Raw genomic sequence first — 15,566 nt, forward strand, 5'->3', positions numbered from 1 at the left:
GACCCCTTACGCTTCTTTGCACAACAAACCCGCGGCCATGCCCTTGAAATCAGCCCGCCGCCCCTTCATTTTATAATCGTTTGAACATGCTTTCATCCATTTAAAAGGACAGCACCATGAGCAAGCCCGCTCCTGAAGATTTTATACCCGAGTTTCGCCGCAAAAAGCTGGATGAAGACGGCTTTTTAAAAAAACTCGTCCGCTTTGCCGGCCGCTTGGGCGCACCGGCCGTGCGCCAGCTGTATGCCCTTTATTTTCTGTTTAAAGAACCTGCCACACCCAAACGCGCAAAAATGATTATTTTGGGCGCGTTGGTTTATTTTTTCAGCCCCATCGACAGCATTCCTGATTTACTCGGGCCACTTGGTTTCACCGATGATATCGCGGTGATTGCGCTGGTTTATTCGCAAATGAAAAGTTATATGACAGAAGAAATCAAAATGCGCGCCCGCGCAGCCACCGAAAAATTGTTGCGTAAATAAACGCAACCGCCCCACAGCGCTTGCTGATACGCAGGCAACCAGCCAAAGCACTTTGTTTCAAACAAACATCAAACATCAGGCCGTCTGAAAGCTTTCAGACGGCCTGATGTTTGATAAGCGCATTGCATTATTGCAACGGCTTCATGTCCATCACTTCCATCAGGAAGTTGGTAAACGCCGGATTAGCCGGCTTGCTGCGCATATTCGGCCAGCGTTGCTGCCAGCCCTTGAGCGCATTTTGGATGTAAAGCTTCGATTGCTCGGTGGTGATTTCACCGCGTTGGCTGTCGACCGCGGAGCGCAGATACACTTCATACATGCTGTCGTCCACCGTATTGCGGCCCACCAATTGGATGCGGTAGCGGTTTAAATATTGCGCCGCCTGCACTTTGGTGATTTTGCCTTGGCTCACCTGATAGCTCAGCCGAGTGGCTTCATCACGGATTTTCGACACATCTGTCCAGTGATTGGCGGCCAGGCGATATTGGGCGCTGCCGGTTTCCACGTTGGTCGGGCGTACGGGCACTTCTTTCAGTGTCGGCAGGTAAACCGAGCTGCAACCGCTCAGTGCCGCCATTACAAATAAAAGGGGAATATGCTTTTTCATGGCGCTTTATCATCAGATTTATCGAAGCCCCAATACTACCAAACAAGCGTGGCGATTTCCAGCACGATCGGGTACTTTGCCGTCAAATCCTACCAACGGTATGCCGCCAGAGCGTCCTGACATTTCGTTTATGAGGGCAAAAGCGTACTTGCAAGGTAAAAAGCGCAGCAAGGTTGAATATCTGGCGAGCATTTTCAACACAGCAGGCGCATTTTTGAGCCAGCATTGCCGCGTAATGAAATGTAAACAAACCCTAAAACCACAAGCCAAACAAAAGGCCGTCTGATACCAATTCAAAAAAGTAAGCTAACAAGGCGGCGAGCCGCAGACAGTACAACTAGTACGGCAAGGCGAGACAACGAAGTTAGGTTATTTTTTTGGATTGGTATGAAACGGCCTTTTACGGGTAAATCGGATAAATAAGGTTTACACCAAATCGGCAAACAGCGGCGTAGAAAGATAGCGCTCGCCGTAAGAAGGAATCAGCACCACAATCAATTTGCCTTTGTTTTCCGGCTTTTTAGCCAACTCTAGCGCGCTCCACACGGCAGCGCCCGAAGAAATGCCCACCAGCACACCTTCTTTTTCAGCCATGGCACGGGCGGTGGCAAAAGCCGCTTCATTGGGCACTTTGATGATGCTGTCGTAGATTTTCGTGTTCAGCACCGTGGGCACAAAGCCCGCGCCTATGCCCTGAATCGGGTGCGGCCCTTTTTCGCCGCCGCTCAACACCGGCGAAGCTTCCGGCTCCACCGCCACAATTTCCACGCCCGGTTTTCTTGATTTCAACACTTCGCCCACGCCGGTCACGGTGCCGCCGGTGCCCACGCCGGAAACGAAAATATCCACTTGACCATCGGTGTCGCGCCAAATTTCTTCGGCGGTGGTTTCACGGTGCACTTGCGGGTTGGCCTCGTTGTCAAACTGGCGCGGCATAAAATAAATATCGGGATGCTCATCCACCAGCGCCTGCGCTTTGGCAATCGCACCGCCCATACCCTCGGCTGCGGGGGTGAGAATCAGCTCGGCACCGAAAGCGCGCAGCAGCATACGGCGCTCTTTGCTCATGCTCTCAGGCATGGTGATGGCCAATTTGTAGCCGCGCGCGGCACACACCATCGCCAAACCGATGCCGGTATTGCCGCTGGTGGCTTCCACAATAACGGTATCTTTATGGATTTTGCCGGCCTTTTCCGCCGCTTCAACCATAGACACGGCAATGCGGTCTTTCACGCTGCTACCCGGGTTGAAAAATTCCAGCTTGGCCACCACGCGAGCTTCCAGGCCTTCGGTGAGGCGGTTTAGCTCAACCAGCGGCGTGTTGCCGATTAAATCGGTGATGCTGTGTGCAATATTCATAATAAGCTGCTCCTTTTAATGTCGAATTGATTCCATTGCATCTTAGCGTGCGCGCCAAAGAAAGCCAAATACCCAATCTTTACATGCTTAAAACCAATGGTTATATGCCGCTGCTTTCAGACGGCCTTGCTGATTAATAGCGTATCCGCAGCAACGACCCCACCACGAAAGCCATCTGGAAAAACAGCGCCAGCAAAAAACCGAGCTGCAATTGGCGGCGGCTGAAGCAATTGGCCGGCTGCTTTTCAATCACCACGCGGTGCAGATAAAAAAGCAGCATCAACACCGATTGCATACACACCCAATACACCGGCTCAAACAAATACATCTGCAACAGCGCCGGCAATACATAAGGTGTGATGCCGGTGGGAAAACGATACCACACCATCGCCAGCAACAGCGCAAACACCACGCTCATCAACATGCCGCTGAGCGCAAACAGGCTTAAAAAAGCCTGCCCGCCGCTGAGCTGCCACCGATGTTTTTCAGGCATTTTCTGCCAGCGCGGCACCAAGAAAAACAGGCTCGCCAAGGCAATGTAAAAATGCGGCATATAAAGCGCACTCAAATGCGTGATGCCCCACAGCCCCGGCAGCAGGCGCGCGCCGATGGCACCAAAACCCAGCCACAAAAGCACGCTGCCCCACAGCCATTGAAATTCGCCCGCCCGATAGGCAAACACCACAAACACGGCAATATAAGCGGCTAAAAACCACAAACTGATGTTGGCGACCATCAACGATAACCCATCACACGCGACAACACCGCGCCCACGGCTTCGGCCATGCGCACAATCCATTCGGTGGGCAAATCTTCACCAAACCGCGCCACATCTTCATCAGCCGCCAGCAACAGCGCCCCGGTTCGGCCGCCGATGGGCACCGGCAGCTGCAAAAAGCTCTCCGCCACTTTGCCATCTGCCGGCAGCAAAGTGCGCAAGGCCGGGCTGATTTTGCTGCCCAACATCGGTGCCTCCATGGCTGCGATTTCGGCTTTTGTCCGTTCATCGGCCACACACAGCGCCGGCGGGATTTTAGCCTTATTCTGAGCCTCTGCCGCCAACACCAGCCGGTATTGCTGCAAACCGAAATCCTGCTCCAGGCTGCGGTAGAGCGCCTGCACGGCCTGCGCCACCGTGTTGGCACGCAGCAAAGCGATATCCAACGCCAGCAAGCGCTGCATAGTGGCATGGTTGGCTTCGGCAGCTGCCATCATTTGCGCCATTTGCGCTGCCATTTTATCGGCTTTGATTTGCGCCGCCGCCAGCTGAGCCTGCGCAAACGAGCGCACTTTGTCGTCACGCAGGCGCACGCCCAAGGTTTCGGCATGTTCGGCCAAAAAATCCGGATTTTCCGCTAAAAAATTCAATACATTTTGTTTGTTCATCAGTATTGCAACTCACCTTCAAACACCGTTTGCACGGGGCCTGTCATCATCACATCATCGCCCGGCTGCCACTCGATATGCAAATCGCCGCCGGGCAGGCTCACGCGTATTTGCGATGCCGCCTGCAGCAAACCCAAGCGCACGCCCGCCACCACGGCGGCGCAAGCGCCGGTGCCGCAAGCCTGCGTTTCGCCCGCGCCGCGCTCATACACGCGCAAACGGATATGCCCCTCATCCAGCACCTGCATAAAGCCCACGTTTACACGCTCGGGAAATTGCTCGTTCGATTCAATCGCTTCGCCCCAGCGCGCCACCGGTGCCGTGTCCACATCATCCACCAGCAACACCGCATGCGGATTGCCCATGTTCACACAGCTCAGCGGCACCGATTCGAGCCCCACCAACACAATATGCGTGAGCGCATCGTCGGCCTCGCCGGCAGCCGGCACAAACGGAATTTCAGACGGCATCAAACGCGGCTTGCCCATATTCACCACAACCAAGCCGCTATCCAGCAGCCGCGGCACAATCACGCCGCGCGCCGTTTCCACCCTGATTTCCTGCTTGCTGCTGAGCCCTTTATCGGCCACAAAGCGTGCAAAGCAGCGCGCACCATTGCCACACTGCTCCACTTCGCTGCCATCAGCATTGAAAATGCGGTAGCGGAAATCCACATCGGCCGCGCCGGCTTTTTCCACCAGCAAAAGCTGATCGAAGCCCACGCCGGTATGGCGGTTTGCCCATTGGGTTAACGGCGCTTCTTGCGGTTCAAACGCCTGATTCACGCCGTCAACCACCATAAAATCATTGCCCAAGCCGTGCATCTTGGTAAATTTCAGTTTTTTCATGCTTTTTCTCTATAACAGCACGCGCTTTTAAATCGATGCGCCTGCCGTTTGGGTGGGTGCCTTACTTTTTTTGCGGCCTTTTATTTCATCCGGCAGCGCAAAATATGTAGGCAATCAGGCTGAATTCTACACCATATCGGCAGATAAGTTTGAGGCCGTCTGAAACATTTCCCGACCGTTTTTCCCTGCCATCGCGCCCATCGTTGCCAAAACACAACAATCAAATAGTCGGCTCATTTTCCAGATAAACGGTATATTTTAATTGAAAAAGACTTCCAATTCATCAAACATGCAACAAGGGTAATTATATAAATAATTATTTTAAAATGGATTTTTATCGCAACCTTGATTTATTTGTCATTATTACTTACCCATCATCTTGCTTTACATCCATTTTCCCATTAAAAAAATACCGTTTATCTAAAGAATAAACCGATTATCTTCAAAATTTAAGGCGCTTTTTGCTTGCGCATTCAAAGCCCCTCATGCAAAATAAACAAACATAAAAACATGATAATTCAACCAAATATATATTCAAGCAATTTAATTGCCGGATTGAATTACAAATAATTATTTAAACACTTACGTAAGGATTTCCCATGAACTTCCCCCGCACCCTTGCGCTGGCTGCCGCCGCGCTGCTCACCCTTCCCGCCATCTCTGCCGCACAAGATGTGCAATTTTACCAAAAAGCCTCCGAAGCTCACGCACCGATCACCGGCAATGTGGCCATGCGCCTCACCCTCAGCCCCAAAGGCGAAACCAGCAATGTGCGCGTGATTCGCAGCAGCGGCTCGGCAGCTATCGATAAAGCCGCCGTGGCTTGGATGAACGGTCAAATTATGCGCCCCGTATTCATCAATGGCGAAGCGAGCGAATTCAGCTTTGTGAAAGAAATTAAATTTTCCGAAGCCGGCGCACAGCTGAGCATGAAATAAGTTTCCATTCAAACCGAAATCAAGCAGACTTGATTCGGCTCTATATATCAAAAGCACGCTCAGGCCGTCTGAACGTGCTTTTTCACATGTGCAGCACCAAAGCAAATGCCGCCCACATGCCGCAGCCTTTACCAACGCTAACGCCGAAAAAGTGCAAATCCCGATATACTTAAAACATTTGCTTGCCCACCCTCTTATTTTGAATCACGAAGGAGCCTTCATGAAACCTTTCCTCCCCTCTTGCGCCTTGGTTTTGCTGTTGAGCGCCTGCACGGTCGGCACGCCCGGCATGTCGGTGGGGCTGGGTGTGGGCACCAGCATCGGCAACCATGTCGGCTTGGGCACTTCCATCAATATTCCGGTCGGCCTCGACAAAACCCGCAGCGGCAATCAAAACGACAACAGCGGCCTTAATGTCATCGAAGAGCAAATCGTGACTTATTTCGATGCGCAAGGCAAACCGCGCAATGCTTCCGCTGCCGGCGGCTTTTACCGCCAGCTCATCGGCAAGCGCGGCAACGAATACACCGTGCAGGATTTCTACAGCGACAACAGCCGCAAGCGCACCGATCCTTATGTGCTGCCGCGCAATGAGCTGATGAATTTCCGCGCCCACCCTGCCGATGGCACGCTGAACATTTATGCCTACAACGGCAACCTGATGCAGCAGCAAACTTACCGCAACAACCGCTTGGTTGATGCCAAATATTAATCAGAGCAAAACCAATGCCGTCTGAACGCTTTCAGACGGCATTGGTTTTATGCCCATCCTAAAAAATAAGCTTACAAAATAAAAACAGTTTGGCAGCATCCGCGTAGCTCGGATTATTGAATTCGACGTTTGGCCATTGGCCAAGGCAATGTGCGTGCTTTACTCTACAAACAAGTGCCGGATTCAAGAATCCGACCCACGGCCTGCTTACCGCAACAACCGTCTGGTTGAGGCCAAATATTAATCAACACCAACACAGGCCGTCTGAACGCTTTCAGACGGCCTGTGTTTACTTGATACCTAACTTCAACATCCGCATCAAATCACAAAATCGAGCAGATAAAAATCATCTTTGCCCACGCCGCATTCCGGGCAGCGCCAATCATCGGGAATATCGGCAAACAGCGTGCCCGGCGCTAAGCCGTGCTCGGGGTCACCCAGCTCTTCATCATAAATCCAGCCGCAAGGGCCGCACATATATTGTGCCATGCTTATCCTTTCATGGTGTTCAGACGGCCTTTTCTTTTAAACAACTTCAACAGGCCGTCTGAAAGCGCTATCAAGCCGCTTCCAGCGCGGCGATTTCTTTGCGCAAATGTTTGACGGCGGGGGTGACGATGGCCACAAACATCGCCTCGCGGTTGCGCCGCTGCGCCGGACTGCGCATCAAATAGCCTTTAGCACCCGCATGCAGTGAAGCCGATTGCGCCGCCGCCAAACACAATTCAGAAGCGGCCAGGCGCAGTTTCAGTGTGGGCAGCAATTCGGGGCGGTTGTGCCAAGCGGCATCGGCTAAGGGGCCGGTTTCTTCCCAAGCCTGATTCAAGGCCGTCTGAAGCGCATCAAAGCCATTATCGAGATAGCGGTTGATTTCGCGGCCGCTCACATCGGCCAAACGAATCACGCCGAGGCAGCCATCGATAATGCCGCCGCCTATGCCCATTTGCAGCAAAATAAAGCCCGCCTTGATGCGGCCGATATAGCCGGCAAATGCTTCAGGTGCCGCCAGCACATCTTCATCCGCCACAAACACCTTATCAAAGCGAACGCCGAAAGTGCGCGTGCCTTCCAGCGCACAAAATTCGGGGCAAGCCTGCAAACTCACACCTTCAGCGCGCCCGCCGGTGATAAACATCACATAGCCATCGCCGATTTGCGCAGTGGCCGCCCACACATGATCTTCGCCGATATTCGACACCCACGGCAGCGAGCCGCTCACCACATAGCCGCCCGCCACTTTTTCAGCCTGCAGCAAATGCTTCTCAATATCGGCCAAATGCTTCACCGTGTTTGACATCGCCGTGCCGGCCAACACTTTGCCTTGCAGCACATCGGCCAAATAGCGGGTGCGCACCGCCTCGTTTTCGCTTTGGTGCAAATACCAGGCACAAGCACTTTGGCACCACACCGAAAACGCCGTGGCGCCGCATTCGCCGCCTACCGCGCGAATCACATCGATTTGCGCCGAAAGCCCCAGGCCGTTGCCGCCCTCGGCTTCAGTGCCCACGCAGGCAAAGCCGCCGATTCCGCCCAGCTCGCGCATAAAGGCTTCGGGATACAGCCCTTTGCGGTCGATTTCATCCACCAGCGGGCGCAGCGCGGTTTTGGTCAGCGCGCGTACGGCATCTATCCATTCGGCTTGTTTGCTCATAAAGTGTTCCTTTTATCGGTCAAACTGTTTCAGACGGCCTGTTTGCTGTGATGCCCATTCAAATTGGAATGGGCATGCAAGGCCGTCTGAAACATCAGGCATAAGCTTGCAGCTGCGGGTTGATTTCATTGTGTGCCAGATTATTGGCAAAATTGCACAAAGTGGCCAAAGCCACACCCAGCACCACTTCCAGCGCCTGCTGCTCATTGTAGCCCGCCGCAAAAAAGGCTTGCAGCTCGTCGTCGGCCACATTGCCTTTGTTGGCAATCACCGATTGGGTAAACAGCGCCAATTGGTTTAACTTGGCATCGTCCAGCGCCGTGGTATTGCGCAAGGCCTCCATCGCTTGCGGCTCCAAGAGCTTTTTCTTGGTAGAAAGCGCAGTGTGGCCGGCTTTGCAAAAACCGCACTGGTTTAACACGGCGGCAGTAATCTGCACCACCTCGCGCTCGCCGGCGCTCAAGCTGGTGGTGGCATTGAGCGCACCCACATCTTGATACATCGCCAATGCCGCCGGCGAATTGGCCAACACGCCAATCAGATTGGGCAAAAAGCCATTGTTTTTCTCGGCAGCTTCCACGCGCGCTTTGGCGGCTTCGGGAGCGGTGGCAACAGAATGTACGGTCAAACGGGCCATGATGATTCCTTATTTTTCGAATATTATTAATGATATGGTTGTGCACTACGGCATGAGGGAACATGCATTCTACAAAGCCGGCACAAAAAAAGGAAAGAATAAGATTTGCTGAAGATAGAACCAAAAGTTATATATCGCATCCGGCGGCATGCAGCGATTGATTTGTGCTACACTCAAGCTCCTTTTTTCCCTATTTTGCACATCATGGCTGGCAACACATTCGGACAACTCTTTACCGTCACCACTTTCGGCGAAAGCCACGGCCCCGCACTCGGCTGCATCATCGACGGCTGCCCGCCCGGGCTCTCCATCAGCGAAGCCGACATCCAAACCGATCTCGACCGCCGCCGCCCGGGCACCAGCCGCCACGTCACCCAACGGCGCGAAGCCGACGAAGTGGAAATTTTATCCGGCGTGTTTGAAGGCCGCACTACCGGCACACCGATCGCCCTCTTAATCCGCAACACCGACCAGCGCAGCAAAGACTACGGCAACATCGCGCAGCAATTCCGCCCCGGCCACGCCGACTACACCTATTGGCACAAATACGGCACCCGTGATTATCGCGGCGGCGGCCGCTCTTCCGCCCGCGAAACCGCCGCACGCGTGGCCGCCGGTGCCATTGCCAAAAAATGGCTGAGCGAACAATTCGACACCGAAATCATCGCCTACGTCACCCAAATCGGCGAAAAAGCCATTGCATTTGAAGGCTTGGAACACATTGGCCGCAATCCGTTTTTCGCCGCCAACGCCAGCCAGATCGACGAGCTGGAAAACTACATGGACAGCATCCGCAAATCGCTCGATTCTGTGGGCGCCAAGCTCACCGTCGAAGCCCGCAACGTGCCCGTGGGCTTGGGCGAGCCCGTATTCGACCGCCTCGATGCCGACATCGCTCACGCCCTGATGAGCATCAACGCCGTCAAAGGCGTAGAAATCGGCGCGGGCTTCGCCAGCGTAGCCCAGCGCGGCAGTGAACACGGCGACGAGCTCACGCCCGAAGGCTTTTTGAGCAACCACGCCGGCGGCATCTTGGGCGGCATCTCCACCGGCCAAACCATCAGCGCCAACTTCGCCATCAAGCCCACCAGCAGCATCGCCACACCGCGCCGCTCTATCGACATCAACGGCCAAGCCGTGGAAATCGCCACCCACGGCCGCCACGACCCCTGCGTCGGCCTGCGCGCCGCGCCGATAGCCGAGGCCATGCTCGCGCTGGTGCTGATGGATCACGCCTTGCGCCACCGCGCCCAAAACGCCGACGTAAAAGTGGCCACGCCCGATATCGCACGCCACCCCTCTAAAGCCCGCTAAACGCCTTTTCAAACCGCAGGCCGTCTGAAACCTTTTCAGACGGCCTGCAAAGCCAAAAACGCCACAGGGTAAAAACCTTAGCCAAAACACCGTGTTTTGTACTACAATGCCGCCTTAAAGTTGGCCATGCCCTGCCGCAGCGGCCGGTTATCAACAGGATACACAAAATGACACAAGAAACCGCCCTGGGCGCCGCGCTGAAATCCGCCGTGCAAACCATGAGCAAGAAAAAGCAAACCGATATGATTGCAGACCACATCTACAATAAATACGATGTGTTCAAGCGCTTCAAGCCTTTGGCCGTGGGCATAGACCAAGATTTAATCACCGCCCTGCCCCAATTCGACCCCACCCTGATCGCCCGCGTGCTCGCCAACCATTGCCGCCGCCCCCGCTATCTGAAAGCACTTGCCCGCGGCGGCAAACGCTTTGATTTAAACAACCGCTTCAAAGGCGAAGTCACCCCCGAAGAGCAGGCCATCGCCCAACAACACCCCTCGATGCAGCAAGCCCAGGCAGCACAAGCCGAGCGCCAAGCCGCTGCCAAAGCCGCACCGGCCGCCGATGCAACCGAGGCCGCCGATGCGCCCGCGCAGCAACCTGCTTCCACTCAAGAAGAAAACAAACCCGCAGAATAAGATAAACAGCGCACACATCAGCAAAGAGGCCGTCTGAAAGCTTTCAGACGGCCTCTTTGCATCTTAAAATCATGATGGTTTATTCATTTTAATCAACACCATCATCCATTATATTTCCGAGGGCATCGTGCCATCGTTTTGAAACAAGGTAAACAAAGGCACGCCTTTGCCGCGCAAATTACGCCCGCCCGGCAAATCGGTGAATTCCAAAATCGCCGCCGCTTCCACCACATCACCGCCGAGCTTTCGGATCAGCTCCACGCCCGCCAGCATGGTGCCGCCGGTGGCCACCAAATCATCCACCAACAACACGCGCGCGCCTTTTTGAATCGCATCGGTATGGATTTCCACCGTGGCCTCGCCATATTCGAGCGCATAATTTTGCGACACCGTATCAAACGGCAGCTTGCCTTTTTTGCGGATGGGCACAAAGCCCACATTCAGCTGGTAAGCCAGCGCCGCGCCGATAATAAAACCGCGCGCATCCAGCCCCGCCACCACATCGATTTCCTGCCCCATATAGCGGTATACCAGCAAATCCACCAGCAGCCGGAAATATTCCGGGCTTTGCAAAACCGGCGTAATATCATGAAACAAAATGCCCTCTTTCGGCCAATCCGGCACTTTGCGTATTTTATCGGCCATCGCCGCCAAATCCATCACTTCGGGGTGAAACAACATCGCGCTTTCCTTACACAATCTATCCATGAGTGCCGGCAGCATAAAGCGCCGGATGCCAGCTTATAATTGTAGCAAACTTTCCCGCCGCGCCAAACCGCCCGTTGTCGCCACGCAAGCGGCTGTGGCATAATTGGGCAACAATAAATCCGACCACCGAGCGCCCAGCCATGCACACGCCCAGAAAAGGCAATGTTTTTATCGTTTCCGCCGCCTCCGGCACCGGCAAAACCACCTTGGTTTCCCGCCTGCTCAACAACCATCCCGATATCCGCGTGTCGGTGTCGCACACCACCCGCGCCCCGCGTCCGGGCGAAACACACGGCCAACATTATTACTTTGTCGACCCCGCCCGCTTCCAAACCCTGGTAGGCGAGAGCGCTTTTCTCGAGCACGCCCGCGTGTTTGACAATTATTACGGCACCAGCATCGAGGGCGTGAATATCCTGCGCGAGCAAGGTTTTGACGTGATTCTCGAAATCGACATCCAAGGCGCAGAGCAAGTGCGCCGCAGCCTCCCCGAAGCCTGCAGCATTTTCATCCTGCCGCCCTCATTTGAAATATTGGCCGAGCGCCTGCGCGGGCGCGCCACCGACAGCGACGAAGTCATTGCCAAGCGCCTGAGCAAAGCGCGCCACGAAATCGAGCAAGCCTTTTTATTCGATTATGTCGTGGTCAACGAAGACCTCGTTGCCGCCGAAATCGACCTGCTGCACATCATCAAATCTTATAGATTAAAGCAATCGTCGCAGCAATTATTTATCGAGCAGCTATTGGAAAATTCCTGAAAATTAGCGACAATACATCCATTCCCTTTATTTTTAAGAAAGAAAATCACATGGCACGCATCACCGTAGAAGACTGCATCGGCAGAATCCCCAACCATTTCGACCTCACCCTCACCGCTGCACGCCGCGCGCGCCAGCTCGAAAACGGCACCACGCCGCTGGTTGACGACATCCGCCACAACAAACCCACCGTTACCGCCCTGCGCGAAATTGCCGCCGGCCAAGTCGGTGTTGAAATTCTCACCCGCAGCAAGTAACGCAGCCCAAGGCCGTCTGAATGCCCGCACCCGCACCCGCGCCCACCGCACCCTACGATCCGCTCACCGCTGAAGCGCGCGAGCTGCTTTTTCGCGCCGCCGCCTATCTGAATGCCGATGAGCAGGCCGAGCTTGAAAAAGCCTGCGCCTACGCTTTTCACGCCCACAACGGCCAAACCCGCAAAAGCGGCGAACCCTACATCACCCATCCCATGGCCGTAGCCACCCAATTGGCGGCCTGGCACATGGATGTGCAAGGCTTGTGCGCGGGCGTGATGCATGATGTGCTGGAAGACACAGGCATCACCAAAATCGAAATGGCCGCCGAATTCGGCGAAACCATCGCCGAAATGGTCGACGGCCTCTCCAAGCTGGAAAAACTCGAATACAACGATCAGGCCGAGCATCAGGCCGAGAGCTTCCGCAAGCTGATTTTGGCCATGACCAAAGACATCCGCGTGATTGTGATCAAGCTCTCCGACCGCCTGCACAATATGCGCACCTTAGGCTCGATGCGTCCGGAAAAACGCCGCCGCATCGCCCAAGAAACATTGGAAATCTACGCCCAAATCGCCAACCGCATTGGTCTGAACAACGCTTATCAAGAATTGCAGGATTTGTCTTTCCAAAACCTGCACCCGCGCCGCTACGAAACCCTGCAAAAAGCCATGAAAGCCAGCCGCCGCAACCGCCGCGACGTGGTCGGCAAAGTGCTGCGCGCCTTCAGCCAGCGGCTTGTGAGCGCCAATATCGAAGCCAAAATCAAAGGGCGCGAAAAAAACCTCTACAGCATCCACCAAAAAATGCAGGCCAAAAACCTGCGCTTTGCCGAAGTGATGGACATCTACGGCTTTCGCGTGATTGTCAACAACGTGCCCGCCTGCTACGCCGCATTGGGTGCGCTGCACAACCTCTACCAGCCCAAGCCCGGCCGCATCAAAGACTATATCGCCATCCCCAAAAGCAACGGCTACCAAAGCCTGCACACCACTTTGGTCGGCCCCTACGGCCTGCCGATCGAGGTGCAGATACGCACCCGCGAAATGGATGCCGTGGCCGAAGGCGGCGTGGCCGGCCACTGGATTTACAAATCCGGCGAAAACACCGTCGACCAAGCCACATTGCGCACCAACCAATGGCTGCAAAATATTCTTGATTTGCAGGCCCGCAGCGCCAACGCCATGGAATTTCTCGAGCATGTCAAAGTCGATTTATTCCCCGACGAAGTGTATATCCTCACCCCCAAAGGCAAAATTCTGGTGCTGCCCGATGGTGCCACCCCCATCGATTTTGCCTACGCCGTGCACACCGATATCGGCAACCGCACCGTGGCCGCGCGCATCAACAACACCATGATGCCCCTGCGCACCAAGCTCAAAACCGGCGACTCGGTGGAAATCATCACCTCCGAGCATGCCAAGCCCAACGTTACCTGGCTTAATTTCGCCGTATCCAGCCGCGCCCGCAGCGCCATTCGCAACTATATCAAAAACATGAACCGCGAAGACGCGATTGTGTTGGGCGAAAACCTGCTGCAAAAAGCGCTGGCCAGCCTGCTGCCGCAAAACGTATTGCTTTCAGACGGCCTCAAAGAAAAATACCTCGCCGATCTCAACAACAAGCAAACCACATTCGAAGATGTGCTCTACAACGTCGGCATGGGCCACACCCTGCCCGTGTCTGTTGCCATGCACATTGCCAACTTGGCCGGCGAGCATTTCGGCGATGCAGTGAAACTGAGCCCGATCAAAATCAACGGCAACGAAACCGGCCGTGTGCACCTGGCGCAATGCTGCAACCCCATTCCCGGCGACAGCATCCGCGCTGTGCTCATCAAAGATCAGGGCATGATTATCCACCGCGACACCTGCCCCAACGTGCTCAAAGCCGACCCCGAGCAGCAGCTCGATGCCAGCTGGGACGATATCCAAGACCGCAGCTACCGCACCCAAATCACCGTGGGCGCGCGTGATGCCCACGGCCTTTTGGCCGCCATGGCCGGCGCCATTTCCGAAGCCAATGCCGACATCGAATCAGTGGAAACCCCTTCGCAAAAACAGGCCGGCACCGAGGGCTTTATCGAATTCAAGTTTTTCATCAAAACCAAAAATCTCGACCAACTCAACGAAATCGTGCGCGCCCTGCATGCTATTCCGCAAGTGCGCCGCGTTACCCGCAATTGATATTTTATCGTGGCACGATTTAAACCGGCGCAGCATTGTTTCGCTTTGCCCTACTTTAAAGCAAAGCGTGCCACTATCTTTATTGGCTTTGATATAAAAGGCCGTCTGAAACACACCACATCCAAGCAGCCTCTTTTGCAGCCTTTCTTGACAAACAAAACAGCAAGCCGCATAATTCTAAAATTACCCGTCAGCCGGCTACCGGCTGATTTGTGTTTCGGCTCCGCTCATATGCGCAGCCATTGTTAGGAGGTGATGTTTATCATCACGGCGCGTATCCCGCCAGGCTCTTGCAGCAACCAGCGATACACACTAAACTATTTACAGGCCGTCTGAAACAGACAGCCCCACCCCGATAATTGTAAGGAAACAACATGCCTGCTGTACGCGTAAAAGAAAACGAACCCTTTGAAGTTGCCATGCGCCGTTTCAAGCGCGCCGTAGAAAAAACCGGCCTGCTCACCGAATTGCGCGCCCGTGAAGCTTACGAAAAGCCGACCACCGAGCGCAAACGCAAAAAAGCCGCTGCCTCCAAACGCCTGCAAAAACGTCTGCGCAGCCAACAGCTGCCGCCGAAAATGTATTAATCACGGCTTGCCATGATTGAAGCACGCACCGCAAGGCTCTGCCCTGCGGTGTTTTGCCATTTCCAACAGAGTAAACCCGTTCCGAAATCCAAACTGGCGGCGGTTGCTGAAAAGCTGAATCCGCCTTTGCGCCGGCACTCGAATTTTAAATTTAAATGCTTTTGCATGAACATAAATAAGCTTGAAGGCCGTCTGAAACCCTTTATTGCCCCGTCTGAAACAAACACGCTGCGGACGGATGATTTGAAAAGCAATCAGGCCGGCTTAGGGGCTGTTCACATTTCATCCGTGCGTAAGATTTTGAGCGCAAAAGCGCGTTTGCAAGGCGAAAAGCACAGCAAGGTTGAATACCTTGCGAGCATTTTCAACGCAGCAGGCGCGTTTTTGAGCCAAAAGATTGCCGCGTGATGAAATGTGAACAGACCCTAGGGCGTCCTGACAATTACTTGTCATAAAAATAATCAGATAAAAGAAAGGCAGATAAGTTAAAATTTTTGTCGC

At 54.2% G+C, this 15,566-nt stretch carries 20 protein-coding genes; 11 read left to right on the forward strand and 9 right to left on the reverse strand.

Annotation, left to right across the window (positions count from 1 at the left end; genetic code table 11):
- Nucleotides 1-116: 116 nt before the first annotated feature.
- Nucleotides 117-482 carry a YkvA family protein gene (locus tag EV680_RS07605; protein ID WP_132954145.1) on the forward strand — a complete coding sequence of 122 codons (366 nt, stop codon included), beginning with the start codon at nt 117-119 and terminating at the stop codon, nt 480-482.
- 127 nt (nt 483-609) lie between these two features.
- On the opposite strand, the gene EV680_RS07610 is transcribed toward EV680_RS07605, so the two are convergent.
- The gene (locus EV680_RS07610; protein ID WP_132954146.1) at nt 610-1,089 is read right to left on the reverse strand and encodes a prokaryotic membrane lipolipid attachment site family protein; all 480 of its coding nucleotides are present in this window, start codon (nt 1,087-1,089) and stop codon (nt 610-612) included.
- Between EV680_RS07610 and EV680_RS11945 the strand changes: the two genes are divergently transcribed.
- A complete protein-coding gene (locus EV680_RS11945) occupies nt 1,088-1,375 on the forward strand; it encodes a hypothetical protein (protein ID WP_165870923.1) in 288 nt (95 codons plus the stop codon). The two genes, EV680_RS07610 and EV680_RS11945, sit on opposite strands and share 2 nt — an antisense overlap.
- 140 nt (nt 1,376-1,515) lie before the next feature.
- Here EV680_RS11945 and cysK read toward each other — a convergent pair whose 3' ends face one another.
- The 4 genes from cysK to dapF all read right to left on the reverse strand — a co-directional run bounded on the left by cysK (nt 1,516) and on the right by dapF (nt 4,682).
- On the reverse strand, nt 1,516-2,448 hold the full coding sequence (gene cysK, locus EV680_RS07615) for a cysteine synthase A (protein ID WP_132954147.1): 933 nt from the start codon (nt 2,446-2,448) through the stop codon (nt 1,516-1,518).
- Between the two features lie 133 nt (nt 2,449-2,581).
- Nucleotides 2,582-3,184: a hypothetical protein gene (locus tag EV680_RS07620; protein ID WP_243650359.1), complete on the reverse strand. Its 603-nt coding sequence runs from the start codon at nt 3,182-3,184 to the stop codon at nt 2,582-2,584.
- A complete protein-coding gene (locus tag EV680_RS07625) occupies nt 3,184-3,834 on the reverse strand; it encodes a DUF484 family protein (RefSeq protein WP_132954149.1) in 651 nt (216 codons plus the stop codon). The genes EV680_RS07620 and EV680_RS07625 overlap by 1 nt, the downstream gene beginning before the upstream one ends.
- Entirely contained in the window at nt 3,834-4,682 is an 849-nt protein-coding gene (dapF, locus tag EV680_RS07630) for a diaminopimelate epimerase (protein WP_132954150.1), read from the reverse strand. Before dapF ends, EV680_RS07625 begins: the two co-directional genes overlap by 1 nt.
- Before the next feature lie 599 nt (nt 4,683-5,281).
- On the opposite strand from dapF, the gene EV680_RS07635 reads away from it, so the two are divergent.
- Nucleotides 5,282-5,620, forward strand: a complete 339-nt coding sequence (locus EV680_RS07635; RefSeq protein ID WP_132954151.1) for a TonB family protein — start codon at nt 5,282-5,284, stop codon at nt 5,618-5,620.
- 220 nt (nt 5,621-5,840) lie between these two features.
- The gene (locus EV680_RS07640; RefSeq protein ID WP_132954152.1) at nt 5,841-6,332 is read left to right on the forward strand and encodes a NemA protein; all 492 of its coding nucleotides are present in this window, start codon (nt 5,841-5,843) and stop codon (nt 6,330-6,332) included.
- 318 nt (nt 6,333-6,650) lie between these two features.
- Here the strand turns inward: EV680_RS07640 and EV680_RS07645 are convergent, their stop codons facing one another.
- The 3 genes from EV680_RS07645 to EV680_RS07655 all read right to left on the reverse strand — a co-directional run bounded on the left by EV680_RS07645 (nt 6,651) and on the right by EV680_RS07655 (nt 8,620).
- Nucleotides 6,651-6,821 (reverse strand): rubredoxin, encoded by a 171-nt coding sequence (locus tag EV680_RS07645; protein ID WP_132954153.1) that lies wholly within the window; start codon nt 6,819-6,821, stop codon nt 6,651-6,653.
- Between the two features lie 70 nt (nt 6,822-6,891).
- On the reverse strand, nt 6,892-7,983 hold the full coding sequence (locus tag EV680_RS07650; RefSeq protein ID WP_132954154.1) for an acyl-CoA dehydrogenase family protein: 1,092 nt from the start codon (nt 7,981-7,983) through the stop codon (nt 6,892-6,894).
- A 94-nt stretch (nt 7,984-8,077) separates the two neighbouring features.
- Nucleotides 8,078-8,620 (reverse strand): carboxymuconolactone decarboxylase family protein, encoded by a 543-nt coding sequence (locus tag EV680_RS07655; protein WP_132954155.1) that lies wholly within the window; start codon nt 8,618-8,620, stop codon nt 8,078-8,080.
- A 204-nt stretch (nt 8,621-8,824) separates the two neighbouring features.
- Here EV680_RS07655 and aroC point away from each other — a divergent pair, with 204 nt between their 5' ends.
- Both aroC and EV680_RS07665 read left to right on the forward strand, forming a co-directional pair.
- The gene (gene aroC / locus EV680_RS07660) at nt 8,825-9,934 is read left to right on the forward strand and encodes a chorismate synthase (RefSeq protein ID WP_132954156.1); all 1,110 of its coding nucleotides are present in this window, start codon (nt 8,825-8,827) and stop codon (nt 9,932-9,934) included.
- Nucleotides 9,935-10,101: 167 nt separating this feature from the next.
- A complete protein-coding gene (locus EV680_RS07665; RefSeq protein WP_132954157.1) occupies nt 10,102-10,572 on the forward strand; it encodes a ProQ/FINO family protein in 471 nt (156 codons plus the stop codon).
- Between the two features lie 108 nt (nt 10,573-10,680).
- Here the strand turns inward: EV680_RS07665 and EV680_RS07670 are convergent, their stop codons facing one another.
- Nucleotides 10,681-11,253, reverse strand: coding sequence for an adenine phosphoribosyltransferase (locus EV680_RS07670; protein ID WP_132954158.1), 573 nt, complete (start codon nt 11,251-11,253; stop codon nt 10,681-10,683).
- Nucleotides 11,254-11,420: 167 nt separating this feature from the next.
- Between EV680_RS07670 and gmk the strand changes: the two genes are divergently transcribed.
- The 5 genes from gmk to EV680_RS07695 all read left to right on the forward strand — a co-directional run bounded on the left by gmk (nt 11,421) and on the right by EV680_RS07695 (nt 15,473).
- A complete protein-coding gene (gmk, locus tag EV680_RS07675; RefSeq protein ID WP_132954159.1) occupies nt 11,421-12,038 on the forward strand; it encodes a guanylate kinase in 618 nt (205 codons plus the stop codon).
- 50 nt (nt 12,039-12,088) lie between these two features.
- Nucleotides 12,089-12,295: a DNA-directed RNA polymerase subunit omega gene (gene rpoZ, locus EV680_RS07680; protein ID WP_132954160.1), complete on the forward strand. Its 207-nt coding sequence runs from the start codon at nt 12,089-12,091 to the stop codon at nt 12,293-12,295.
- A 20-nt stretch (nt 12,296-12,315) separates the two neighbouring features.
- Nucleotides 12,316-14,478, forward strand: a complete 2,163-nt coding sequence (locus EV680_RS07685; RefSeq protein WP_132954161.1) for a RelA/SpoT family protein — start codon at nt 12,316-12,318, stop codon at nt 14,476-14,478.
- Nucleotides 14,479-14,852: 374 nt separating this feature from the next.
- The gene (rpsU, locus tag EV680_RS07690) at nt 14,853-15,065 is read left to right on the forward strand and encodes a 30S ribosomal protein S21 (protein ID WP_132954162.1); all 213 of its coding nucleotides are present in this window, start codon (nt 14,853-14,855) and stop codon (nt 15,063-15,065) included.
- A gap of 12 nt (nt 15,066-15,077) precedes the next feature.
- On the forward strand, nt 15,078-15,473 hold the full coding sequence (locus EV680_RS07695; RefSeq protein WP_132954163.1) for a hypothetical protein: 396 nt from the start codon (nt 15,078-15,080) through the stop codon (nt 15,471-15,473).
- Nucleotides 15,474-15,566 lie beyond the last annotated feature (93 nt).

Origin of the sequence: Uruburuella suis (assembly GCF_004341385.1) — a bacterium.
In the GTDB taxonomy this organism is placed as follows: domain Bacteria; phylum Pseudomonadota; class Gammaproteobacteria; order Burkholderiales; family Neisseriaceae; genus Neisseria; species Neisseria suis.